Origin of the sequence: Marinobacter sp. bablab_jr008 (assembly GCF_016464145.1) — a bacterium.
GTDB lineage: Bacteria > Pseudomonadota > Gammaproteobacteria > Pseudomonadales > Oleiphilaceae > Marinobacter > Marinobacter nauticus.
In genome coordinates, this window is the sequence record NZ_JACDWW010000037.1 from 121,100 (window position 1) to 144,957 (window position 23,858).

The 23,858-nt window shown below is 58.1% G+C and carries 19 protein-coding genes and 1 tRNA gene; 15 read left to right on the forward strand and 5 right to left on the reverse strand.

All coding sequences use genetic code 11. The annotated features are described in order from the left end of the window. Nucleotides 1-2 precede the first annotated feature (2 nt). A complete protein-coding gene (locus JIF53_RS02660; protein WP_023008133.1) occupies nt 3-740 on the reverse strand; it encodes an ABC transporter ATP-binding protein in 738 nt (245 codons plus the stop codon). A gap of 146 nt (nt 741-886) precedes the next feature. Between JIF53_RS02660 and yghU the strand changes: the two genes are divergently transcribed. Genes yghU through JIF53_RS02675 form a run of 3 tightly spaced genes read left to right on the forward strand, consistent with a single transcriptional unit; the run spans nt 887 to nt 5,031 of the window. Further along, complete coding sequence (gene yghU / locus JIF53_RS02665) at nt 887-1,759, forward strand: glutathione-dependent disulfide-bond oxidoreductase (RefSeq protein WP_121206301.1); 873 nt, start codon at nt 887-889, stop codon at nt 1,757-1,759. 16 nt (nt 1,760-1,775) lie between these two features. After that, nucleotides 1,776-4,181: a Lon protease family protein gene (locus tag JIF53_RS02670; RefSeq protein ID WP_199451786.1), complete on the forward strand. Its 2,406-nt coding sequence runs from the start codon at nt 1,776-1,778 to the stop codon at nt 4,179-4,181. Next, the gene (locus JIF53_RS02675; RefSeq protein WP_228285442.1) at nt 4,156-5,031 is read left to right on the forward strand and encodes a universal stress protein; all 876 of its coding nucleotides are present in this window, start codon (nt 4,156-4,158) and stop codon (nt 5,029-5,031) included. Before JIF53_RS02670 ends, JIF53_RS02675 begins: the two co-directional genes overlap by 26 nt. Before the next feature lie 27 nt (nt 5,032-5,058). On the opposite strand, the gene ftsH is transcribed toward JIF53_RS02675, so the two are convergent. From ftsH to ggt, 3 genes are read right to left on the reverse strand one after another with little or no spacing between them, the layout of a single operon-like run. Continuing rightward, complete coding sequence (gene ftsH, locus JIF53_RS02680) at nt 5,059-6,960, reverse strand: ATP-dependent zinc metalloprotease FtsH (protein ID WP_199451788.1); 1,902 nt, start codon at nt 6,958-6,960, stop codon at nt 5,059-5,061. Next, nucleotides 6,957-7,205, reverse strand: a complete 249-nt coding sequence (locus JIF53_RS02685; RefSeq protein ID WP_023008138.1) for a YkoF family thiamine/hydroxymethylpyrimidine-binding protein — start codon at nt 7,203-7,205, stop codon at nt 6,957-6,959. Before JIF53_RS02685 ends, ftsH begins: the two co-directional genes overlap by 4 nt. A 44-nt stretch (nt 7,206-7,249) precedes the next feature. Beyond that, nucleotides 7,250-9,010: a gamma-glutamyltransferase gene (ggt, locus tag JIF53_RS02690; protein ID WP_199451789.1), complete on the reverse strand. Its 1,761-nt coding sequence runs from the start codon at nt 9,008-9,010 to the stop codon at nt 7,250-7,252. Between the two features lie 144 nt (nt 9,011-9,154). Between ggt and purU the strand changes: the two genes are divergently transcribed. The 12 genes from purU to pyrF all read left to right on the forward strand — a co-directional run bounded on the left by purU (nt 9,155) and on the right by pyrF (nt 23,503). After that, nucleotides 9,155-10,009 carry a formyltetrahydrofolate deformylase gene (purU, locus tag JIF53_RS02695; RefSeq protein WP_011784530.1) on the forward strand — a complete coding sequence of 285 codons (855 nt, stop codon included), beginning with the start codon at nt 9,155-9,157 and terminating at the stop codon, nt 10,007-10,009. 126 nt (nt 10,010-10,135) lie between these two features. Next, nucleotides 10,136-12,706, forward strand: coding sequence for a DNA gyrase subunit A (gene gyrA / locus JIF53_RS02700; RefSeq protein WP_199451790.1), 2,571 nt, complete (start codon nt 10,136-10,138; stop codon nt 12,704-12,706). After that, nucleotides 12,703-13,785: a 3-phosphoserine/phosphohydroxythreonine transaminase gene (gene serC, locus JIF53_RS02705; RefSeq protein WP_199451791.1), complete on the forward strand. Its 1,083-nt coding sequence runs from the start codon at nt 12,703-12,705 to the stop codon at nt 13,783-13,785. Before gyrA ends, serC begins: the two co-directional genes overlap by 4 nt. 2 nt (nt 13,786-13,787) lie before the next feature. Continuing rightward, complete coding sequence (pheA, locus tag JIF53_RS02710) at nt 13,788-14,885, forward strand: prephenate dehydratase (protein WP_011784533.1); 1,098 nt, start codon at nt 13,788-13,790, stop codon at nt 14,883-14,885. A gap of 29 nt (nt 14,886-14,914) precedes the next feature. Continuing rightward, complete coding sequence (gene hisC, locus JIF53_RS02715; RefSeq protein WP_011784534.1) at nt 14,915-16,039, forward strand: histidinol-phosphate transaminase; 1,125 nt, start codon at nt 14,915-14,917, stop codon at nt 16,037-16,039. Nucleotide 16,040: 1 nt separating this feature from the next. Further along, nucleotides 16,041-18,269, forward strand: a complete 2,229-nt coding sequence (locus JIF53_RS02720) for a bifunctional prephenate dehydrogenase/3-phosphoshikimate 1-carboxyvinyltransferase (RefSeq protein ID WP_113879800.1) — start codon at nt 16,041-16,043, stop codon at nt 18,267-18,269. Next, on the forward strand, nt 18,269-18,949 hold the full coding sequence (gene cmk, locus JIF53_RS02725; protein WP_023011099.1) for a (d)CMP kinase: 681 nt from the start codon (nt 18,269-18,271) through the stop codon (nt 18,947-18,949). The genes JIF53_RS02720 and cmk overlap by 1 nt, the downstream gene beginning before the upstream one ends. Before the next feature lie 129 nt (nt 18,950-19,078). After that, nucleotides 19,079-20,770 carry a 30S ribosomal protein S1 gene (gene rpsA / locus JIF53_RS02730; protein ID WP_011784537.1) on the forward strand — a complete coding sequence of 564 codons (1,692 nt, stop codon included), beginning with the start codon at nt 19,079-19,081 and terminating at the stop codon, nt 20,768-20,770. A gap of 132 nt (nt 20,771-20,902) precedes the next feature. After that, nucleotides 20,903-21,199: an integration host factor subunit beta gene (locus tag JIF53_RS02735; RefSeq protein ID WP_011784538.1), complete on the forward strand. Its 297-nt coding sequence runs from the start codon at nt 20,903-20,905 to the stop codon at nt 21,197-21,199. Nucleotides 21,200-21,270: 71 nt separating this feature from the next. Further along, on the forward strand, nt 21,271-21,573 hold the full coding sequence (locus tag JIF53_RS02740) for a LapA family protein (RefSeq protein ID WP_011784539.1): 303 nt from the start codon (nt 21,271-21,273) through the stop codon (nt 21,571-21,573). After that, a complete protein-coding gene (gene lapB / locus JIF53_RS02745) occupies nt 21,573-22,745 on the forward strand; it encodes a lipopolysaccharide assembly protein LapB (protein WP_199451792.1) in 1,173 nt (390 codons plus the stop codon). Before JIF53_RS02740 ends, lapB begins: the two co-directional genes overlap by 1 nt. Before the next feature lie 47 nt (nt 22,746-22,792). After that, a complete protein-coding gene (pyrF, locus tag JIF53_RS02750) occupies nt 22,793-23,503 on the forward strand; it encodes an orotidine-5'-phosphate decarboxylase (RefSeq protein WP_011784541.1) in 711 nt (236 codons plus the stop codon). A gap of 236 nt (nt 23,504-23,739) precedes the next feature. Here pyrF and JIF53_RS02755 read toward each other — a convergent pair. After that, nucleotides 23,740-23,815, reverse strand: a tRNA-Asn gene (locus JIF53_RS02755). Between the last annotated feature and the right edge of the window lie 43 nt (nt 23,816-23,858).

The following is a 23,858-nucleotide window of genomic DNA, read 5'->3' on the forward strand; positions in this document are numbered from 1 at the left end:
CATCACCAGCTCAGGGTGTTCGGGTCCTGGCGTTCTGAGTTGCGGTGCTCACCGCTGATCACGCCATCTGAAAGGGTGATCACTCTGTCCGCCATGTTCGCGATTGAAGCATTGTGGGTGATGATTATCGTGGTCGTGCCGGTTTCCCGGTTTGCCCGTTCCAATGCCGCGAGGACCAGTATACCGGTGGCCGAGTCCAGTGCTCCGGTAGGCTCATCGCACAGCAGCACCCGGGGTCGCTTGGATATGGCTCTGGCAATGGCCACTCTTTGTTGCTCGCCACCGGAAAGCTGAGCCGGGAAATGGTCCAGGCGACTGGCCAGGCCCACCATGTCCAGGGCTTCTTCCGGCGCCATGGGGTCACGGGCAATCTCGGTCACGGCGATGACGTTTTCGCGGGCGGTCAGGCTGGGGATGAGGTTGTAGAACTGAAACACGAACCCGACATAATCCCTGCGATAGCGGGTAAGCTCCCGGTCTGAGGCGCCGGCCAGGTCGATGTCCTGATAACGAACTTCGCCGGTGGTGGGCACATCCAGTCCGCCCAGAATGTTCAAAAGCGTGGATTTGCCTGAGCCTGAGGCGCCAAGCATCACTACCAGCTCCCCAGGATAAAGGCTGATATCGACCCCCCGCAGGGCATGTACTTCCACATCGCCCTGACGGTAGGTTTTGGTCAGGCCTTTCGTTTGAAAGACAGGAGCGGTCCGGTCGGCGTGACACGCCATGGCAGGTTCCATTGCAGTCCAGTTGATCCAGAGCCGAGTATAGCCCAATACCGATGACCGATTATTGATCCCGCGCAGACGTATTCCACGTGCGTACCCGTGCCGGATTCGGTTACAGTCATGCCACTAACCCTGTAAAGCCAATGGGAGAAAACGGAATGAGTGACCCAACTTACACACCTCCGAAAGTCTGGAAATGGGATCCGAACAACGGCGGCAAGTTCTCTAACATCAACCGCCCCATCGCCGGCCCTACCCATGAAAAAGAGCTGCCGGTGGGGGAGCATCCGTTCCAGCTTTATTCCCTGGCAACGCCCAACGGTGTGAAAGCAACGGTCATGCTTGAGGAGCTGCTGGAAAAAGGCATAAAGGAGGCGGAATACGATGCCTGGCTGATTCGAATCACCGAAGGGGATCAGTTCAGCAGCGGGTTCGTGAAGGTGAATCCCAACTCCAAGATCCCTGCCATGCTGGATCGCAGTGTGGACCCGGCCATCCGGGTTTTTGAGTCTGGTTCCATTCTGTTCTACCTGGCGGAAAAGTTTGATGCGTTTCTGCCCAGGGACCCGGCCAAACGCACCGAAACCATGAACTGGCTGTTCTGGCAGATGGGCAGTGCGCCTTTCCTGGGAGGCGGCTTTGGTCACTTTTATGCCTACGCGCCAGAAAAGTACGAGTACCCCATCAACCGCTACACTATGGAAGTGAAGCGCCAGTTGGACGTGCTCGATCGTCAGCTGGCGGATAACCAGTACATTGCCGGTGATGAATACACCATCGCCGACATGGCCATCTGGCCCTGGTACGGAGCCCTGGTGAAAAACATGGTGTACGAGGCGGCCGAATTCCTGGAAGCCCACACCTATACCAACGTGGTTCGCTGGACCGACGAGGTGGCCAAGCGCCCGGCAGTTAAGCGTGGCCGTATGGTGAACAAGGCCTGGGGCGATCTTGCCTCCCAACTGCACGAGCGGCACGATGCCAGCGATTTTGATTTGCGCACCCAGGACAAACTGGAAGGCAACGCCTAAGCCATAAGGAGGACGGATGGCTCTGCCCGACGCACTTACCGAAGACCGGATCTACCATCGGTGCCCGCTGGACAAACTGGATTTTGAAACCACGGAAAGCCTGGAAGATCTGGCTCTGCCATTCGGTCAGGATCGGGCACTGCGTGCCCTGGAATTCGGGGCTAGCATGAAGGCCCAGGGTTTTAACCTGTTCGTATTGGGGCCCTCCGGTGCCGGCAAGCATGAGCTGGTACGGCGGGTATTGGCCAGCCATGCCGCGGAAAAACCGGTGCCGTCGGACTGGTGTCATGTGTTCAATTTTCAGCAATCGGACAAACCCGGGGCCATCGAGCTGCCGCCGGGGGAAGGTCGCATATTCAAGGCCGATATGAGCGAACTGGCCAACGAACTGAAGTCCACCATACCGGCCACTTTTGAAAGCGAGGAGTACCAGGCCCGTATTCAGGAACTGCAGGAAGAGGTTACCCGGCGCCAGCAGCAAGGCCTGTCTGCGATTCAGGAAGAGGCAAACGCCAATAATATTGCCATGCTCACCACCCCGGCCGGTTTCACCTTTGCGCCCATGCGCAACGGCGAGGTGATCGAGCCTGAGGAATACAAGACCTTCTCCGATGAAGAAAAGGAACTGGTGGAATCCAAGGTGGAAGACCTCCAGAAAAAGCTGCAGCAGGCCATACAGCAGGTGCCCCGGCTGCGCAAGGAAGTTCGGGAGCGGGTCCATGCCCTGAATGAGGAAATGGTCCAGCTTACCCTGGGCGGGCCCATGGGTGAGCTGCGCGAGAAGTGGGCGCATGTGCCGGCCGTGGTCGCGCACCTGGACGCGGTTCGAGAGGATGTGGTGGAGCATGCCGAGGCCTTTCAGGATACCGAAAACGGCGCACCGGCAGGGTTGTTGAACCGTTACCGGGTGAATCTGCTGGTGGATAATGCCGAGACCCGTGGGGCCCCCGTCATCTATGAAGATCTTCCCAACCACCAGCACCTGGCGGGCCAGATCGAACACCGGGCCCACCAGGGTAACCTGTACACGGATTTCACCCTGATTCGGGCCGGGGCTCTGCATCGGGCCAACGGTGGCTACCTGATCCTCGACGCTCGGCGGGTACTGTCGCAGCCCATGGCCTGGGAAAGCCTCAAACGCATACTCTTTTCCGGCGAGATCCGCATCGAATCCCTGGAGCGCTTGTATGGCCTCGCCACCACGGTAAGCCAGCAACCGGAGCCGATTCCGCTTTCGGTAAAGGTGGTGCTGCTTGGCGACCGGATGTTGTATTACCTGCTGTCCCACTACGATCCGGACTTTCTGGACCTGTTCAAGGTGGAAGCGGATTTTGAAGACGACATGGAGCGGGATGAGGCCAGCTACTTACTCTACGCCCGGATGATTGCCACCATGGCCCGGTTGGCTGGCGTAAGAGCCCTGAACAGGGAGGCGGTTGCCAGGTTGATTGAACACGCGAGCCGTCTGGCCAGCGATCAGAACAAGCTGACGGCCCATGATCGAGTACTGAAAGATCTGCTCACCGAGTCGGACCACTGGGCTGGTGTGGCCAACAGCCCGCAGGTGTGCGCCAGCCATGTTCAGCAGGCCATTGACGAGCGGGACTACCGGGCGAGCCGGGTCCGTGAGCGCAGTCTGGAGCAGATTCGCCGGGGTGTGGTGATGATTGCCACTCAGGGCGAGCAGGTGGGGCAGGTGAATGGTCTGTCGGTACTGCAGTTAGGCGCCACCCGCTTTGGTCAGCCCACCCGAATTACCGCCACGGCGCGCCCTGGCAAGGGCCAGGTGGTGGATATCGAGCGGGAAGCCAAGCTTGGTGGGCCGATCCACAGCAAGGCGGTGATGATTCTGTCCCGGTTCCTGGCCAATCGTTATGCGCCGATGAATGAGCTGTCACTGTCGACCAGTCTGGCCTTTGAACAATCCTACGGTGGCGTGGAAGGGGATTCTGCCTCGGTGGCGGAAACCTGTGTGTTGTTGTCCGCCATCGCCGGCGTTCCGCTCAAGCAGTCCCTGGCGGTTACCGGCTCCATGAACCAGCATGGTGAGGTGCAGGCGGTGGGTGGCGTCAACGAAAAGATTGAAGGCTTCTTCAATGTCTGCCGGCAGGACGGCGGCGTAAACAGCCAGGGTGCCTTGTTGCCGGCCAGCAATGTGGAGCATCTGATGTTGAACGAATCGGTGCGGGAAGCCGTCCGTAACGGCGCCTTCTCAATCTATCCGGTGACTCATATCGACCAGGCCATTGAGTTGTTGACGGGCCTGGAACCGGGGCAACCGGATGCTGATGGCGTGTTCCCTGAGGGCAGCTTTAACCGGCGCGTGGCAGACAGGCTGGCCGCATTTGCCGAAGTTGGCAAAAGCAAGGACAAAGACACGGGTCAGGATAATGGCAATGGCGGACACAACGGTCAGTCATAAAACTCCGGAGCCAGACCCCGCCGTAGCCCGGCGGATATTGGTGTTGCTGGATGGTTCCAGGCGGAGTCTGGCAGCCCTGGAGGCTGCGGCAGACATTGCTCGTGCGCAGCAAGCCGAAGTTCTGGGTATCTTTGTGGAGGAAGTAAGCCTGCTGCGTAGTGCCGGTTACGGTTTTGCCCGGGAAGTGGGCCGGAGTTCCGGCGTGGCGAGGCCCATGGATGTCGACGCTCTGGAAGTCCGTATGCAGGCAACTGCAGAGAAGCTTCGCCGTACTCTCGAGCGAACCCTGGCGCCCTGGGGTGTGGCCCAGGCACTGAGATTATGCCGGGGTGAAGTGGTAGAGCAGGTATTGGGGCTGGTACAGCCTGATGATTTGTTGGTGCTCGGCGGGGCTGGCTGGTCCGGTATTTCATCTTTCAGGCTGGGCTCAACCGCGCGGAGCCTGTTACGGCAGGCGCCGGGAGATGTGCTGTTGTGGCCGGAATCTCGTTCATTACCACCGGGCAGGGTGGTGGTGTTGTTGAACCACGATCAGGGCGCGAATCATCGGGCTGTGCGGGTAGGCGTGGAGCTGGCCAGGCGTGGGCAGCGGGCGCTGACGGTTCTGGTGCGCTCAGACGCCGCTGATGATCGCGAATTTCTTGAGGAGCTTGCAGCCATGCTTGAAGCCGGGGGCATTTCTGCCCGGGTCAGGCGTTTGCCCAAAGCCGGTGCTGCTGCCATGGCGAGGGCCGTGCGGGAGGAGGGAGCCGCACAGCTGGTGATCAGCCGTCAGTGCAGCCTGTTTGAGCAGCAGGGCGCGGAGTCCCTGCTTTGCCAGCTGAATCTACCGGTCACCATCACGCCCTGAGCAAACCGCTGTTGTGCCGGCAGTTGTTCAGGCGGTCTCCCGGCTGCGAGCTTCCTCCAGCACCTCGGTTATTTCCCCGGCTGACAGGGTTTCCCTTTTCATGACGGCTCTGGCAAGGGCATCCAGTTCCTGCCGGTGTTCGGTCAGGAAGTTCACGGTAAAGGCTTCAAAGGCCAGTAATTGCGACTGGATTTCCGAGTCGATCATTTCCGCGAGTTTTTCGCTGTACTCCCGGGGCGCGCCCATTTCCCGGCCAAGGAACACATGTTCTTCGCCGATGCCCAGGCCCAGCGGGCCGATCTTTTCGCTCATGCCCCACTGGCCGACCATTCGTCTCAATAGTTTGGTGGCTTCTTTCAGGTCATTCTGGGCACCGGTACTGACTTCCCCGTAGATGATTTTTTCGGCAGAACGCCCGCCCAGCATCACCTTGATGCGGTCCTCCAGGTAACTTTCGGTGTAATTGTATTTGTCTTCTTTCGGGGTCTGTTCGGTCACTCCCATGGCCATGCCGTGGGGAATAATGGTGATCTTGGTGAGAGGATCTGCCTTGGGCATGTAATAGGCCATAATGGCATGCCCGCATTCGTGGTAGGCCACGGCTTCACGCTCTTCCGGTGTTAACTGGGCGTCCCGTTCCTCTCCCAGAATCAGGCGATCGTGGGCCGCTTCAAAACAGTGGTTGTTTACCTCAACGAGGTTGTCGCGGGCGGCTGTAAGGGCCGCTTCGTTCACCAGGTTTTTCAGGTCGGCGCCGGAGAAGCCGGTCGTGCGTGCGGCCACCTGCGTCAGGTCCACATCCGCAGCCAGCGGCACCTTGCGCACATGTACCTTCAGAATAGCTTCCCGGGCCTCCCGGTGAGGGCGGTCCAGGGTGATTTTCCGGTCAAACCGGCCCGGGCGCAGCAGAGCGGTGTCCAATACATCCGGGCGGTTGGTGGCGGCCAGCACAAGAACGTTCTCATGGGCCTCGAAACCGTCCATTTCCGTGAGAATCTGGTTCAGGGTCTGTTCGCGCTCGTCGTGGCCGCCCCCCAGGCCAGCTCCCCGTGAGCGTCCGACGGCGTCCAGCTCATCGATAAAGATCAGTGCCGGTGCTTCTTTGCGAGCCGTCTGGAACATGTCCCGAACCCGTGCCGCGCCAACGCCCACGAACATTTCGATGAACTCGGAGGCGCTGATGCTGAAGAAGGGGACTTCCGCCTCGCCGGCAATGGCCCGCGCCAACAGGGTCTTGCCGGTGCCCGGCGGGCCGACCAGGAGAACCCCTTTAGGCATCACGGCGCCCAGGCGACGATACTTATCCGGCGACTTCAGGAAGTCGATAATTTCCGAAATGTCCCGTTTTGCGGACTCGATGCCCGCCACGTCGTCCAGTGTCGTGGTGGAGGTTTCCCTGCGGGCGCGGCGGGCCCTGGACTTGCCATAGTCAAAGGGGCCGCCGCCCTGAGTCATGCGTTTCTGGGCGGCACCCCAGAACCAGAACATCAGCGCCAGTAACAGGATCCAGGGCAGGAAGCCCAGGATCAGCTCCTGCCACCAGGGGCGGCCGGAGCGGGAGCCCCGAACCAGGACTTGCTGTCTTTCCAGTAGTGGTAGTAGCTCCGGGTCTTCCACCTGTGGCCTGAGCGTTATGAAACTGCTCGACGGTGGCCGGCTGTCGTTGGCAAACCGGCTGGCACCGGAATCCGTAAAGCGTCCGCTGATCTCTTCGGTGCGCAGGGTAACTTCGGCAACCTGGCCGCTTATGACGGCCTGTTTGAACTCGGAATAGGCCAGTTCCTGTTGTTGCTGTTGGTTGTTCCCCTGTAGCCACAAGAACATCAGGAAAATGGCCGCGCTCAACCACAGAAACGAGTACTGGTTGGGTATCGTCGGTTGCGGCTGCGGTGTCTGGTCCTGCTTTCCGGGTTCGTTGCTGGGTGTCATCTCGGCCTCCGGTCACCCTCCATGATTTTTGCTACAAACACCGATTTGCCGTAGGTCTCGAAAGACCATTTCATGGTGTCTGAGAGCACCTTCATCACTTCGTCATACTCGCCGAAGATCTCGGTACTCATGCGACCAGGGTGGACCTCAAGGCTGGTCTGTTCCAGGCGTGCAATCAGATCCCAGATCGGTTGTTTGTAGTCGTCCTTGAGCGGATAGCAGCTCAGTTGTACGGAAAGATACATCAGTTACCTCCTGTCCGGGATGCGCCCGGTCAATATTGAATGGCTCAGAATCCCATGGCAGACGAGGTGCTGCGCCGGGGATCGGCTCCGCCGTAAAGCGTGCCGTCTTCGCCAATCAGGATGCTCTGGATGGCGCCCATGGCCGAGCCGGTGTTGATGGTGTGCCCTCGCGCCCGGAGCAGATCCAGAGTGTCCGGGCTGATACCCTGTTCCACCCGAATCTCGTCCGGTAACCACTGGTGGTGGATGCGCGGCGCACTGACGGCTGTCTGTATGTTCATATTATGGTCGATCACATTCATGATCACCTGCAAGGTGGTGGTGATGATTCGGGAGCCGCCGGGGCTGCCGGTTACGAGGAAATTGCGGTCGTCCTTTCGTACGATGGTCGGCGACATGGAGCTGAGCATGCGTTTACCTGGCTCCACCTTGTTGGCTTCGCCGCCGATCAGGCCATAAGCATTGGGAACCCCCGGCTTGGCGCTGAAATCGTCCATCTCGTTATTGAGCAGAAAGCCGGCACCGGCCACGGTAATGCCCGAGCCATAGCTGAAATTGATGGTGTAGGTGTTTGATACCGCGTTGCCCCAGCGGTCCACCACCGAGAAGTGTGTGGTCTCCGGGCTTTCCCAGGGCCCAGGTTTTCCAGGCGCGATCTCGCTGGCGGGCCGGGCCTTGTCTGCCTTGATGGATGTGCGAAGTTGGTCGGCGTAGCCCTTGCTGGTCAGCCCTTCCAGCGGCACAGCTACGAAGTCTGTATCACCCAGGTATTCCGAGCGAGCTGCGTATGCCAGTTTCATGGCCTCGGCCATGTGGTGAATGGTGTTTGCGGAGTTGTGCCCCCATTCGCCGATGGGGTAGTCCTCCAGAATGTTGAGGATCTGCACGATGTGAGTGCCGCCAGATGAGGGCGGCGACATGGAGTAGATATCAAATCCCCGATAGGTGCCGTGGACCGGCTGGCGAACGGCCGGTTCGTAGTTGCGCAGGTCTTCCAGAGTAATCAGACCCTCGCCCCGTTGCATTTCCGCCACAATCAACTGTGCGGTTTCACCTTCATAGAAGCCTTTTACGCCCTGCTCGGCAATGCGCTGGAGGGTGTCGGCCAGTTCCGGCTGGCGAAACACTTCGCCAGGTTGTGGGGCCGATCCATCTTTTATATAGAAGGTAGCGCGGGTGGCTGGCCAGCGTTCAAGGCGGTCCCGGGCCTGCTCCAGGCCTTCGGTGAATCGGTGGGGCACCACAAAGCCCTCCCGGGCCAGTCGAATCGCCGGGGCCAGGGCTTGGCTCAGGCTCAGGGTGCCGTGCCGCTCCAGCGCCAGTGCCAGCCCGGCTACGGTGCCGGGTACCCCGGCGGCCTTATGGCTGAACCGGCTGCGTTCGCTCACGACATTGCCGTCCTGGTCCTGAAACATGGTTTCGGTGGCTGCAGCCGGTGCGGTTTCGCGATAATCAATGGCTTCCGGGGCATCGCCGTTACCGGGCGAGTAGACCAGAAAGCCGCCACCGCCAATATTGCCGGAACGGGGTTGGGTGACGGCCAGGGCGAAGCCGGCGGTAACAGCGGCATCAATGGCGTTGCCCCCGTTTTGCAATACCTTCAGGGCAACCTCTGTGGCCAGGGTGTGGCTGGTGGCAACCATTCCCTGGGAGCCCTGTACCGGATGGAAACGTTCCCCTTCCAGAATGGCCTGTTCGTTGGCGCTTGTGTTGAAGGCAAACAGGAAAAGCATCAGCGCGGTTGTCGCTCTCCAGAGCGGTCTGTGGCTGATTTTCGAAGCGGGGCTGTAGATCACTCTGTCCATGGTTGGATTCCTCGTTTCTGGCTGTCAGATAGGCTATCATAGCCGGTCATTTTTACCGGTGCGTACCGACCATCGCCGTGAATGTCCGGTTTGTGGTTTCCTATCGCGCCCGCTTTCCCCGGATTCAAGTTAAGGAAAGGCTTCATGGAGCATACCTATCGTCTTGTTATTTCCTGCCCGGACAGGGTCGGGATTGTTGCCAAGGTGAGTAATTTTCTGTCCACCTATAACGGCTGGATTACCGAGGCGAGCCACCACTCCGATACCCAGGCCGGCTGGTTTTTCATGCGGCATGAAATCAAGGCCGAATCGATACCGTTCGGGCTGGATCAGTTCCGTGCCGCCTTTGAGCCGATTGCCCGCGAGTTCAACATGAACTGGCACATTGCTGATTCCGCGCGCCCCAAGCGGGTTATCCTGATGTGCAGCAAGGAATCACACTGCCTCGCCGATCTGTTGCACCGCTGGCACAGCAAAGAGCTCAACTGCGAGATCGTTGCGGTGATTTCCAACCACGATGATCTGCGCCGCATGGTGGAGTGGCACGAGATTCCTTACCACCATGTGCCGGTGAGCAAAGAGAACAAGGCTGAGGCCTTCGCCCATATCGACGAGCTGTTCCAGCAATACGAAACCGACGTGGTGGTGCTGGCCCGTTACATGCAGATTCTGCCTGCCGAGCTGTGCGGAAAGTACTCCGGCAAGGTGATCAATATTCACCACAGCTTCCTGCCGTCGTTTGCGGGTGCCCGCCCATACCATCAGGCCTACAGCCGGGGTGTGAAGCTGATTGGTGCCACCTGCCACTATGTCACCCAGGATCTGGACGAGGGCCCGATCATCGAGCAGGACGTCATCCGGATCAGTCACAGTGACTCCATCGAAGACATGGTTCGCCTGGGTAAGGATGTGGAGAAAAATGTTCTGGCCCGGGGCCTGCGGTCCCACATTGAAGACCGCGTGATTACCTACGAAAACAAGACCGTGGTGTTTGATTAAGGCTTTACCACAGTTGCCCCCGGTGGGGGCGGTCTGTGGTATGCTTGGCGGCTTGTTGAAGAATAAAGACGGGGCCCGGAAACGGCCCCGGAACGACTTCCAGATAACGCAAAGGAACCTTTCTCGATGGGTGAGTTAGCCAAAGAGATCCTGCCGGTCAATATTGAAGACGAGTTGAAACAGTCCTACCTCGATTACGCCATGAGCGTTATCGTTGGCCGGGCATTACCCGATGTCCGGGACGGCCTGAAGCCGGTACACCGCCGGGTGCTGTTCGCCATGTCCGAGTTGGGTAACGACTGGAACAAGGCCTACAAGAAGTCTGCCCGTGTGGTGGGTGACGTTATCGGTAAATATCACCCCCACGGTGACTCTGCGGTATACGACACCATCGTTCGAATGGCCCAGCCATTCTCCCTGCGCTATCCGCTGGTAGACGGCCAGGGTAACTTCGGTTCCATCGACGGCGACAATGCCGCCGCCATGCGTTACACCGAAATCCGCATGGAGAAGATCGCCCATTCGCTGCTGGCGGATCTCGACAAGGAAACCGTCGATTACGTTGATAACTACGACGGCACCGAGCGTATCCCGGAAGTTCTGCCGACCCGTGTGCCCAATTTGCTGGTAAACGGTTCCTCCGGTATTGCCGTGGGTATGGCCACCAATATTCCGCCCCACAACCTGACGGAAGTGGTGAACGGCTGCCTGGCACTGATCGATAACCCGGATCTCACGGTCGATGAGCTGATGGAATTCATCCCGGGCCCGGACTTCCCCACCCAGGGCATCATCAATGGCCGTGCCGGTATCGTGGAAGCATACCGCACAGGACGTGGCCGCATTTATATCCGTGCCCGCCACGAGATTGAGCAGGACAAGAAGACCGGCCGCGAATCCATCATCATCACCGAGCTGCCTTACCAGCTGAACAAGGCCCGTCTGATCGAGAAGATCGCGGAACTGGTGAAGGAAAAGCGCCTGGAGGGTATCTCCGAGCTGCGTGATGAATCGAACAAGGAAGGTATCCGGGTTGTGATCGAATTGCGCCGGGGCGAGAACCCGGATGTGATCATCAACAATCTGTTCGCCCAGACTCAGCTGGAAACCGTGTTCGGTATTAACATGGTGGCGCTGATCAACGGCGAGCCCAAGACCCTGAACCTGAAAGAAATGCTCGATGCGTTTGTGCGTCATCGTCGGGAGGTGGTCACCCGCCGCACCATTTATGAGCTGCGCAAGGCTCGTGAGCGGGGCCATATTCTGGAAGGTCTCACCGTTGCCCTGGCCAACATTGATGAAATCATCGAGTTGATCAAACAGTCGCCCTCCGCCGCAGAAGCGAAAGAAAAGCTGATGGACAAGGGCTGGGCACCTGGTGACGTACTGGCCATGCTGGAGCGTGCCGGTGAGGATGCTTGTCGTCCGGACGACCTGCCCGAGATCTATGGCCTGCGAGACGGCCTGTACCACCTGTCGCCGGAGCAGGCCCAGGCGATTCTGGATCTGCGACTGCACCGCCTGACCGGTCTGGAAACCGAAAAGCTCCAGAACGAGTACAAGGAAATCCTGGAGAAGATTGCCGATCTGCTGGATATCCTGGGTGATCCCGAGCGTCTGATGCAGGTGATTCGTGACGAACTGGCAGAGATTGTCAGCCAGTATGGCGATGAGCGCCGCACTGAGATCACCAGCTCTCGTCGCGACCTGACCATTGCAGACCTGATCGACGAAGAAGATCTGGTGGTGACTATTTCCCACAGTGGCTATGCCAAGACCCAGGCCGTTGAGGATTACCAGGCCCAGCGCCGTGGTGGCCGGGGTAAAGCGGCAACGTCGATGAAGGACGAAGACTTTATCGAGAAGCTGCTGGTGGCGAATTCCCACGACACCATTCTGTGCTTCTCCAACAAGGGTAAGGTGTACTGGCTGCGGGTGTTCGAGATTCCCCGTGGCAGCCGCGGCTCCCGTGGCCGGCCCATGGTCAACATCCTGCCGCTGGACGAAGGAGAGCGCATTACTACCTTCCTGCCGGTACGTGACTACCCGGAAGACCAGTTTGTGCTGATGGCCACCTCGGCCGGTGTGGTCAAGAAGACACCGCTGCCGAACTTCTCGCGCCCGCGCAGCAGTGGCCTGATTGCCCTGAATCTCGATGAGGGTGACACCCTGATTGGTGCCGCCATTACCGATGGTTCTGCCGAAGTGATGCTGTTTTCCAGTGCCGGTAAAGCGGTGCGCTTCCAGGAAGAGCAGGTTCGCCCGATGAGCCGGACGGCTCGTGGTGTCCGCGGTATCAAAATGCCGGAAGGCCACCATGTCGTGTCCCTGATCATTCCGCAGGAAGGCGGTGTGATTCTGACCGCCAGTGAGCATGGTTACGGCAAGCGCACGGCCATTGATGAATTCCCGGCCTACAGCCGTGGTAGCCAGGGCGTTATCGCCATGCAGTGCTCCGAGCGTAACGGTAATCTGGTGACCGCACTGCAACTGTTTGAAGGCGATCAGATGATGCTGATCTCCGACAAGGGCACCCTGGTGCGAACCCGCACTGATGAGGTGTCGGTGCTGAGCCGGAACACTCAGGGCGTGCGTCTGATCCGTCTGGCCCAGGAAGATGAGCGCCTGGTGGGTGTGGAGCGGATTGCAGAATCCGATGATGAAGAAGAAGTGGAAGGCGAGGAAACAGAAGAATGAGCAGGGCGTTCAATTTCTGTGCTGGTCCGGCCACCTTGCCGGAAGCTGTGCTGAAGCAGGCCCAGAGCGAAATGCTCGATTGGCGTGGCACTGGCATGTCAGTGATGGAGATGAGCCATCGCAGCGATGAGTTTGTTGCCATCGCAGAAGCGGCTGAGAAGGATCTCCGTGAATTGGCCGGTATTTCAGATGATTACGCCGTACTCTTCATGCAGGGTGGAGCTTCCAGCCAGTTCTCGACCATCCCGCTGAATCTGCTTGGTGACAAGACCTCGGCCGATTATGTGAACACCGGTATCTGGTCGAAAAAGGCCATTGCCGAAGCCAAGCGCTACGGTAATGTGAATGTGGTTGCGAGCTCTGAAGATAGCGGGTTTACCACCATTCCGGATCAGTCCGCCTGGAACACCAGCGCCGATGCCGCTTACCTGCATTACACGCCGAACGAAACCATCGGTGGTCTGGAATACGATTTTATTCCGGACAGTGGCAATGTGCCGCTGGTGGCGGATATGTCTTCCACCATGCTATCCCGGCCGCTGGATATCAGCAAATTCGGTCTGATCTATGCCGGCGCCCAGAAGAACATCGGCCCCTCGGGCCTGGTGGTGGTAATTATCCGTAAGGATCTCCTGGGTAAGGCCCGGAAAGAGACGCCGACCATGATGAACTATCAGGTCATCTCCGATAACGGCTCCATGTACAACACCCCGGCGACCTATTCCTGGTACCTGTCCGGGCTGGTGTTCAAGTGGCTGAAAGAGCAGGGCGGTGTTCAAGCCATGGGCGAGATGAACGCCCGGAAAGCAAAGAAGCTGTATGGTTTCATTGATGGCAACGATTTCTACGCCAACCCCATTGAACCACGCTTCCGCTCCTGGATGAACGTACCGTTCACTCTGGCCGATGATGCGCTTAATGCTGAATTTCTGAAAGGCGCTGAAGCCCGGCATCTGCTCAACCTGCAGGGCCACCGTTCGGTCGGTGGTATGCGTGCCAGCATCTACAACGCCATGCCGGAAGAAGGTGTCGACGCACTGATCGACTACATGGCGGAATTTGCGAAGGAGCGCGGCTGATCATGACGGATGAGAAGACCCGCCTGGGGGAGCTAAGGGAAGAGATCGACGCCCTCGATCAGCAGATCATGGAGCTGATCAGTGCGCGGGCGAAATGTGCGCAGGAAGTGGCCCATGTCAAAATGGCGGCCAATCCCGGTGAAGATGTGTTCTTTTACCGGCCTGAGCGGGAAGCTCAGGTGCTGCGCCGGATCAAGGAAAAGAACCCGGGGCCTTTGCCCGCTGAAGAAATGGCGCGGCTGTTCCGTGAGATCATGTCGGCTTGCCTGGCGCTGGAAAAGCCCATGCATATTGCCTTCCTGGGCCCGGTTGGCACCTTCACCCAGGCGGCGGCGCTCAAACACTTCGGCCACTCTGTCGTCAGCGTGCCGCTGCCTGCGATTGATGCGGTATTCCGCGAGGTGGAGTCCGGTGCGGCGCATTACGGTGTGGTGCCGGTGGAGAATTCCACTGAGGGTATGATCAATCACACCCTGGATATGTTCATGTCTTCGCCGTTGAAAATCTGCGGTGAGGTGCAGCTTCGCATTCATCATCATCTGCTGGTATCGCCGAAGCACAAGGATGAGGAAATTACCCGCATCTATTCCCATCAACAGTCGTTCGCCCAGTGCCGGCAGTGGCTGGATACACATCGCTACGGTATTGAGCGTATTACCGTTTCCAGCAATGCCGAGGCGGCGCGCCGTGCGGCTGAAGAGCCGGGTGCGGCGGCGATTGCCGGAGATATGGCGGCGGAGCTGTACGGTCTGGAAAAGCTGGCTAACAGCATTGAGGATCGCCCGGACAATACCACCCGCTTCCTGATCATTGGGCGGGAAGAGGTGCCGGCCAGTGGCCAGGACAAGTCCTCGATTCTGGTCTCCATGCGCAACAAGCCGGGCGCTTTGTACCAGCTGCTTGAGCCGTTCCATCGTCACGGCATCAGCCTGACACGGATTGAAACGCGGCCTTCGCCCAGTGGTACCTGGGCTTATGTTTTCTACATTGATTTCGAAGGTCACATGCAGGATGACAGGATCAGCAAGGTACTGGCTGAAATTGATGAAGAAGCCGTGGAGCTGAAGCGCCTGGGGTCCTATCCCATCGGCGTACTTTGATTTCGAATGTCGATCCTGAGGAGAGTTCAATGTCAGTGGATTACCAGAGTCTTGCGGTAAAAGGTGTTCAGGCTCTGTCTCCGTACCAGCCCGGCAAGCCGATTGAAGAACTGGCCCGGGAGCTGGGATTGAATCCGTCGGAGATCATCAAGCTGGCCAGCAATGAGAACCCGCTTGGGCCGAGTGACAAAGCGTTATCGGCCGCCCGAAATGCCCTCGATGAAATGTGCCTGTACCCGGACGGCAATGGCTTTGATCTGAAGCAGGCTCTGGCCCGTCGCTTTGGCGTGGAAATGAGCCAGATCACCCTCGGTAATGGTTCCAACGATGTGCTGGAAGTCATTGCCCGGTGTTTCGTCGACTCTGATAGCGAAGTGGTGTTTTCCCAGTATGCCTTCGCAGTATACCCGCTGGTAACCCAGGCGATTGGCGCCCGAGGTGTGGCGGTGCCTGCAAAAGACTGGGGGCATGATCTGGATGCCATGGCCGACGCGGTGACCGAGCGCACCAAGCTGGTGTTTGTTGCTAATCCGAATAATCCCACCGGTACCGTGCACACCGCCGATGCGATTGAAGCGTTTCTGGATCGTATCCCTGAACAGGTTTTGGTTGTTCTGGATGAGGCCTACTGCGAATACCTTGTTGGTGACGAGTACCCGGATGGTATTCGACTGCTGGACAAATACCCGAACCTGATTGTCTGCCGCACCTTTTCCAAGGCGTGGGGGCTTGCAGCGTTGCGAGTGGGCTACAGCATCAGTTCTCCGGCCATTGCTGACATCCTGAACCGGGTTCGCCAGCCATTCAATGTCGATACCGTTGCCCTGGCGGCGGCCACAGCAGTTCTCGAGGATGAGGCCTATCTGCAGAAATCCCGGGAGGTGAACGAGGCCGGCCTGCAACAACTGGCGGAAGGCTTCGATCGCATGGGGCTTTCCTACATCCCTTCGGCAGGCAACTTCATTGCCGTGGAAGTGGGGGAGCCAGCCGCCGGTATCTATCAGGCCTTGTTGGCCCATGGCGTGATTGTTCGGCCCGTCGCTGGTTATGGCATGCCCCGGCACCTGCGTGTATCGGTCGGCCTTCCGCAAGAAAATGAACGTTTTCTTGATGCGCTGGCTGAGGCATTGGCGTCAGCAGGGCTGGGGGCATGAAGTGACAGTTCCCAGTGCGCCTTTTCGTCGGGTTGCGGTTATCGGCCTGGGGCTGATTGGCGGTTCTCTGGCCAGCGCCATACGCACGCAACAGCTTGCGGGAATGGTGACCGGTTTTGATACCCGTCAGGATGAACTGGCTCTCGGCGTTGAACTGGGTGTAATAGACGAGGCTGCGGATTCCATCGAGCAGGCCGTAAAGGGCAGTGATCTGGTGGTGTTGGCCGTTCCGGTGCGGGCCACCCGTGCGGTGCTGGAACAAATTCGGCCCGTCATCGAAGAGGGCGCCATTCTCTCTGATGTGGGCAGTACCAAGTCCAGTTTTGTTGCCGATGTGGAGGCGGTATTCGGAGAACTGCCACCCTGGGTGATACCGGGCCATCCCATCGCCGGTTCCGAGAAGAGCGGTATTCGTGCGGCCCGGCCCGATCTCTTTGCCAATCACAAGGTGATCCTGACGCCGTCGCAAAATGCCGACCAAGATGGCCTGAATCGTTTGCGGACCGTCTGGGAAGGTGCCGGTGCGACCGTGCTTACCATGTCGGTGGGGTATCACGATGAGGTGCTGGCGGCCACCAGCCATTTACCCCACCTGATCGCTTTTTCGCTGGTAGACACTCTGGCGGGCGAAGATGAGAATATGGATATCTTCCGCTATGCCGCAGGTGGGTTCCGTGATTTTACCCGGATTGCCGCAAGCGATCCGGTGATGTGGCACGACATTTTTCTCTCCAATCGGGATGCTGTGCTCCGGGTCATAGACCATTTTACCGAAGATCTGGATCAACTCCGCGCTGCCATTGCCTGTGGCGATGGTGCCACGTTGCTCAGGGTTTTCAGCCGTGCCAAGGCGGCGCGGGAACATTTTTCCAAAATGCTTTCAGGACAGGCGTACGTGACTAACAACAGCGATAAACAGGTGACTTTCCAAATGCAGCCGGGCGGCACCGTGAGAGGTGACATCCGGGTTCCGGGCGACAAGTCCATGTCTCACCGTTCCATCATGCTCGGTGCCCTGGCTGAGGGGACAACCGAAGTGAAGGGCTTCCTGGAGGGGGAGGACAGTCTTGCCACCCTGCAGGCGTTCCGGGATATGGGCGTCACCATCGAAGGTCCGGATGACGGCTTCGTGCGCATTCACGGCGTCGGTATGAAAGGCCTGCAGGCGCCCCGTGGCCCGTTGTATCTGGGTAACTCGGGTACGGCCATGCGCCTGTTTGCCGGATTGCTGGCCGCTCAGCCCTTCGATTCTGAGCTCACGGGCGATGCCAGTTTGTCGAAGCGGCCTATGGGGCGCGTGGCAGATCCACTGCGTGCCATGGGAGCGGTCATCGACACCGGTGAGGGTGGTCGGCCGCCGTTGAAGATTCGGGGTGGACATGCACTCACGGGCATTCATTACGAAATGCCGGTGGCCAGTGCCCAGGTGAAATCCTGCCTGCTGCTGGCGGGACTCTACGCTGAGGGTGTTACCTCGGTGACCGAGCCGGCGCCAACCCGGGATCATACCGAGCGCATGCTGGAGGGTTTCGGTTACCACGTTCACCGCGATGGTGCGACTGCCAGTGTCACCGGTGGAGGCAAACTGTCTGCTTGCGCCATTGATGTGCCGGCTGATATTTCCTCGGCCGCGTTTTTCCTGGTGGCGGCCAGTATTGCCGAAGATTCTGACCTGACGCTTCGCCACGTTGGCATGAACCCCACCCGTGTAGGTGTAATCAATATCCTGAAACAGATGGGTGCCAACATTGAAGTGTTCAATGAGAAGGTCATCGGTGGAGAGCCGGTAGCCGATCTTCGAGTACAGTCAGCCCGCTTGAAGGGCATCGACATTCCGGAAGAGCAGGTGCCGCTGGCCATTGACGAGTTCCCGGTACTGTTTATCGCCGCTGCCTGTGCGGAAGGGCGCACGGTATTGCGCGGCGCCGAGGAACTTCGGGTGAAAGAGAGCGACCGTATCCAGGTGATGGCGGACGGTCTCGCGGCTCTGGGTGTGGAGACCACCGTGACACCCGACGGCATCATTATAGATGGCGGCCAGGAAATAGGCGGCGGTACCGTGGAAAGCCATGGTGATCATCGCATTTCCATGTCGTTTGCGGTGGCATCATTACGCGCAACCGGACCTATCCGGATCAACGATTGCGCCAACGTCGCCACATCGTTCCCGGGTTTTGTTGATCTGGCATTGCAGACAGGTATTCGAATTAACGCAGAAGGTAGTGATTGATGAGTGATAGCAAGGCACCGGTAATTACGGTTGACGGCCCTGGCGGTTCTGGCAAGGGTACCGTTACCCAGATGTTGGCCCGCAAACTGGGCTGGCATCTGCTCGACAGTGGTGCCTTGTATCGGCTGACGGCCCTGGCGGCTGCCCGCCAGGGGGTTGCGCTGGACGACGAGCCGGCACTGGTTCGGGTTGCCGCAGGGCTCGATGTTGCGTTCATGCCGACGCCTCCGGGTGAGCCTGCGAAGGTTCTGTTGGCCGGGGAAGATGTTACCTCCGAAATCCGCACCGAGACCTGCGGTGATAACGCGTCAAAAGTCGCCGTCATGCAACCGGTGCGCGATGCCTTATTGCAGCGCCAGCGGGATTTCCGGGTGGCGCCCGGGCTGGTGGCCGATGGCCGCGATATGGGTACGGTGGTCTTTCCGGATGCACCGGTCAAAATCTTCCTGACCGCCAGTGCCGAGGAGCGGGCCCGCAGGCGCTACAATCAGTTGAAGGAAGCAGGTGTCGATGTTAACATTGACGCCCTTTTAGAGGAGATACGGGTACGTGACGAGCGGGATATGAACCGTTCTGCGGCCCCCCTCAAGCCTGCAGATGATGCGCAAGTCATTGATTCTACGGGTTTGAGTATCGAAGAGGTGTTAGACAGGTGTATGGCCGCAGCAGGTCAGGCCTGACTACACCTTTTTGTCGTTGAAATGCCGGAACAGCGTACTCTGCCAGCCGCTGGCTGATTCCGGACATCGTTAACAGACCGTGTTGCTGGTGACACGGAGCACACTTGCGTTGATCATATAGGGCACATAATGAGCGAGAGCTTTGCGGATCTTTTTGAAGAAAGTCTAAAAGAAATTGACATGCAACCGGGTTCCATCGTCCAGGGAACCGTAGTTGACGTCGACAACGACTGGGTCACCGTTAACGCCGGACTGAAGTCCGAAGGCGTTATCCCCGCCTCCCAGTTCCTGAACGAAAAAGGCGAGTTGGAAGTAGCTGTCGGCGATGTTGTCGATGTGGCTCTCGATGCAGTTGAAGACGGTTTCGGTGAAACCCGTCTGTCCCGTGAAAAGGCCAAGCGCGCTGAAGCGTGGAAGGTTCTCGAGAAGTCCTTCGAAGCTGAAGAAGTGGTCAAGGGTATTATCAATGGCAAGGTCAAAGGTGGTTTCACTGTTGATCTGGCCGGCATCCGTGCCTTCCTGCCGGGTTCCCTGGTAGACGTTCGTCCGGTTCGCGACACTGCGCACCTGGAGAACAAAGAGCTTGAATTCAAGGTTATCAAGCTGGACCAGAAGCGTAACAACGTGGTTGTTTCCCGCCGCGCCGTTCTGGAAGCTGAAAACAGCGAGCAGCGTGAAGCTCTGCTGGAAACCCTGACCGAAGGTCTGGAAATCAAGGGTATCGTCAAGAACCTGACCGACTACGGTGCATTCGTAGACCTGGGCGGTGTTGACGGCCTGCTGCACATCACTGATATGGCCTGGAAGCGCATCAAGCATCCGAGCGAAATCGTGAATGTGGGCGACGAAATCAATGTTAAAGTCCTGAAGTTTGACCGTGAGCGCAACCGTGTGTCTCTGGGTCTGAAGCAGCTGGGCGAAGATCCCTGGGTCGACATCAAAGGTCGTTACCCGGAAGGTTCCAAGGTTACTGCTCGCGTAACCAACCTGACCGACTACGGCTGCTTTGCCGAGCTGGAAGAGGGTGTTGAAGGTCTGGTCCACGTATCCGAAATGGATTGGACCAACAAGAACATCCATCCGTCCAAGGTTGTTCAGGTAGGTGACGAAGTAGAAGTGATGATCCTGGATATTGACGAAGAGCGTCGTCGTATCTCTCTGGGCATCAAGCAGTGCGTTGCCAACCCGTGGGAAGATTTCTCCAGCAACTTCAACAAGGGCGACCGTATCTCCGGCAAGATCAAGTCCATCACGGACTTCGGTATCTTCATCGGCCTGGACGGTGGCATCGATGGTCTGGTTCACCTGTCTGACATCAGCTGGAACGAGACTGGCGAAGAAGCCGTTCGCGAATACAAGAAGGGCGACGAAGTTGAAACCGTTATCCTGTCTGTTGATCCAGAGCGTGAGCGCATCTCCCTGGGCATCAAACAGCTGGAAAGCGATCCGTTTGCCGAGTTCGTTCAGCTGAACGACAAGGGCTCCATCGTTAAGGGCACCGTATCTGCGGTTGACGCCAAAGGCGCCACCATTGCCCTGAACGAAGAAGTTGAAGCGGTACTGAAAGCCTCTGAAATCAGCCGTGACCGCGTAGAAGACGCGCGTAACGTTCTGAAGGAAGGCGAAGAAGTTGAAGCGAAGATCATCAGCATCGATCGCAAAAACCGCGTGATCAACCTGTCTGTCAAGTCCAAAGACGTTGAGGACGACAAGCAGGCCCTGGAAAACGTACGCAGTAAGGCTGCAGAATCCTCAGGTGCCACCACCATTGGTGACCTGATCAAGGAGCAGATGCAGCAACAGAACGCTAACAAGGACTAAGTTTCCGGTTGGTGTCAAAAAAACGGGCTCTAAGAGCCCGTTTTTTTTGTGTTTTTTTCTGGTTTGGCTAAACTAGAGGCATTGGAACCCGGTAATTTGCTGCGGAATAATAACGACAGAGGGAAAAGCCTCATGACGAAGTCCGAACTGGTTGAACTGATCGCTTCGAAGCAGACTCAGCTCTCCGTAAAGGATGTTGAGCTCGCGGTGAAAAGCATCATCGAGCATATGTCTCAGTCCCTTGCCGACGGCCAGCGAATTGAGATCCGTGGATTTGGCAGTTTTTCCCTGCATCATCGGGCTGCCCGCACCGGACGTAACCCGAAAACCGGAGACGCCGTGCAACTGCCAGCCAAGTTTGTGCCGCACTTCAAGCCCGGCAAAGAGCTGCGAGAGCAGGTCAACGACAGCATGAAAAAAGGTTTCTGAGGCCCCGAGAAGGCAATTAACACACGAAACCTCACATACCGGGCATCTGACCCGTTGGGAGCGCTTAAGACATGGCAGGACTGCGGAAGATCCTAATTACCTTGCTGGTTCTGGTTCTGATTCTTCTGGCGCTGGTGTTTTCCCTGAATAATCAGATGGCGGTCTCGCTCAACTTCCTGTTGTTCGAAACCCAGCCCCATGGCGTTGCTGTCTGGATCATCATGGCGTTTGTGATTGGTGCGCTGGTTGGGGTGCTTGTGACTACCATGGCTACCGTCCGGACGTCTGTATCGCGCCGTCATCTGCAGAAGCGTCTTGAGCGGACAGAGCACGCACTCGAAAAATCCAGGGCACAAAACGACCGGGCACTTTGATGGACATGCTGTTTCAGTGGCTGCTTCTGACGGCGGCCGTTGCCGCTGGCTGGGCTGTAGGTCGATACGGAAACCGCTCTGGCCGCGCCTCCCGAGCCATTATGGACGAGGATTCCGTTCGGGACCGTCTGCAGTTTCTCTTTACCAACTACTCTGATCAGGCCGTCGATAACTTCGTTCAATCCCTTGCCGTCAACAAAGACACCGTCAGCTTGCATCTCTCCATTGGCAGCCATTTCCGGAACAAGGGAGAGACAGACCGCGCCATTCTGATTCACCAGAATCTTCTTGCCAGGCCTGAGCTGCCGGCCCGTTATTCGCCCCAGGTTACCCAGGAACTGGCAATGGACTATCTGAATGCCGGATTGCTCGACCGGGCCGAAGCACTGTTTCACCAGCTGATGGGCGATCGTGAGTACGGGCGCCGCTCAGCCATTGCGTTGATCGAGCTCTATCAGCAGGAGAGAGAGTGGGAGAAAGCGGCCCAGGTCGCAAAAACCCTCACTCGTGGTGATGCGGATCCTGCTACCTTCAAGGCGCTGGCCTACATTACCTGCGAATTGTCTGATGGCGCCCTGAGCCGTAACGACGACCGCTGGACAGCGCAGAAGCTGGCGAAAGAAGCGCTGGATTACGACCGCTCCTGTGTGCGGGCAACCCTGCTGCTGATGAAGCTCCAGATTCGGCAGGGCAATTTTCGGGAGGCGGCAAACCAGTCCCTGAAAATTTTCGATCAGAATCCGGAGTTCGGTCCGGAAGCGATAGACCGATTGATGAAGCTGGAGCGTGAGCATGGTGATGTTTCACGCCTTTATAAAAAGCTTCGCAAGCTCTATGAGCAGTATCCCAGTACCAGCCTGCTGCTGGCCCTGGTGGAGTCAGTTGAGCGTTCCTCCGGCCGGCCGGCGGCCATTGATCTACTGCGCATGGAGCTGGAGACCAGGCCCTCCGTGCGAGGGCTTTTGCGGTTGGTGGAGATGGCGGGCTATGAAAAAGGCATGACCACTGATGAAGGGCGCCTTGTCAGCAGAATAGGGCACCTGATTCTCGCCAACCGCCCGGTCTATCGTTGCGTAAGCTGCGGATTCTCCGGCCAACAGTTACACTGGCTGTGCCCAAGCTGCAAACAGTGGGAAACCGTGCGTCCCATTCAGGGCGTAGAGGCGGAATAACCTCGCTTTGACCCATCCCGATTACCTTTCTACCCAGGAACCTGAACGTGCAAAACCTGAACGACCCGAAAATCATCGTCGCGCTCGACTTTCCTTCCCAGAATCCCGCCTTGGCCCTGGCAGATCAGCTTGATCCGGCAAAATGCCGCCTGAAAGTGGGCAAGGAACTGTTTACGCGCTCAGGCCCGGATCTGGTAAAAGCGCTCCAGAGTCGCGGGTTTGATATCTTCCTGGATCTGAAGTTTCACGATATTCCCAATACCACCTCGGCTGCTGTGGCTGCCGCTGCAGAGCTGGGCGTGTGGATGGTGAATGTGCATGCCTCAGGGGGCGAGAAGATGATGGTAGCCTGCCGAGAGCGCCTGGAATCGTTCGGCAATGATCGCCCGCTCCTGATCGCGGTTACCGTGTTGACCAGCATGTCTGACGAGGACCTTGCTGGTATCGGTATAGCAAGTTCGGCAGAAGCCCATGTTTCCCGTCTGGCAACCCTGACCAAAAACAGCGGCCTGGACGGCGTGGTTTGCTCGGCTCAGGAAGCCCCGCGTCTGAAAGCGGAGCAGGGCAGTGACTTCCAACTGATCACGCCGGGAATCCGGCCACTAACCGCCGACAAAGGCGACCAGCAACGCATTATGACCCCGACCGATGCCCTTAAGGCTGGATCTGACTACCTGGTGATTGGTCGCCCGATTACCCAGGCGCCGGATCCCTTGGCTGCATTGGAATCCATTCACGCTGAGGTCGTAGCGGTCTAAGTTTCTCCCCCGTTTCGGGTCCTGTCCCTAGCTTTCCGGTTTGGCGGGTAGGGCACGGACGGGTGTCGCTCCCGAAAACCGCTACAAGCACATCCATGTGCGCTTCTCTCCGGCCATCCATGGCCTCCGACATTTTCGGGAGCGACACCCGTCCGTGCCCGGCAGGCGATTATACGAATACGAGGTCTAACGAAAAAAGCCCGCTAATTCAGAGAACTAGCGGGCTTTCGAAATAGTGGCTCCCCGAGCTGGGCTCGAACCAGCGACAAACGGATTAACAGTCCGTTGCTCTACCAACTGAGCTATCGGGGAACGTCGTCGTGTGACGAGGCGCGTATATTATGTTGGCCATACC

Coding starts and splice junctions, on each gene's coding strand:
- JIF53_RS02660 (WP_023008133.1), bottom strand. CDS start 740: ATGGAACCTGCCATGGCGTGTCACGCCGACCGGACCGCTCCTGTCTTT.
- yghU (WP_121206301.1), top strand. CDS start 887: ATGAGTGACCCAACTTACACACCTCCGAAAGTCTGGAAATGGGATCCG.
- JIF53_RS02670 (WP_199451786.1), top strand. CDS start 1,776: ATGGCTCTGCCCGACGCACTTACCGAAGACCGGATCTACCATCGGTGC.
- JIF53_RS02675 (WP_228285442.1), top strand. CDS start 4,156: ATGGCGGACACAACGGTCAGTCATAAAACTCCGGAGCCAGACCCCGCC.
- ftsH (WP_199451788.1), bottom strand. CDS start 6,960: ATGACACCCAGCAACGAACCCGGAAAGCAGGACCAGACACCGCAGCCG.
- JIF53_RS02685 (WP_023008138.1), bottom strand. CDS start 7,205: ATGTATCTTTCCGTACAACTGAGCTGCTATCCGCTCAAGGACGACTAC.
- ggt (WP_199451789.1), bottom strand. CDS start 9,010: ATGGACAGAGTGATCTACAGCCCCGCTTCGAAAATCAGCCACAGACCG.
- purU (WP_011784530.1), top strand. CDS start 9,155: ATGGAGCATACCTATCGTCTTGTTATTTCCTGCCCGGACAGGGTCGGG.
- gyrA (WP_199451790.1), top strand. CDS start 10,136: ATGGGTGAGTTAGCCAAAGAGATCCTGCCGGTCAATATTGAAGACGAG.
- serC (WP_199451791.1), top strand. CDS start 12,703: ATGAGCAGGGCGTTCAATTTCTGTGCTGGTCCGGCCACCTTGCCGGAA.
- pheA (WP_011784533.1), top strand. CDS start 13,788: ATGACGGATGAGAAGACCCGCCTGGGGGAGCTAAGGGAAGAGATCGAC.
- hisC (WP_011784534.1), top strand. CDS start 14,915: ATGTCAGTGGATTACCAGAGTCTTGCGGTAAAAGGTGTTCAGGCTCTG.
- cmk (WP_023011099.1), top strand. CDS start 18,269: ATGAGTGATAGCAAGGCACCGGTAATTACGGTTGACGGCCCTGGCGGT.
- rpsA (WP_011784537.1), top strand. CDS start 19,079: ATGAGCGAGAGCTTTGCGGATCTTTTTGAAGAAAGTCTAAAAGAAATT.
- JIF53_RS02735 (WP_011784538.1), top strand. CDS start 20,903: ATGACGAAGTCCGAACTGGTTGAACTGATCGCTTCGAAGCAGACTCAG.
- JIF53_RS02740 (WP_011784539.1), top strand. CDS start 21,271: ATGGCAGGACTGCGGAAGATCCTAATTACCTTGCTGGTTCTGGTTCTG.
- lapB (WP_199451792.1), top strand. CDS start 21,573: ATGGACATGCTGTTTCAGTGGCTGCTTCTGACGGCGGCCGTTGCCGCT.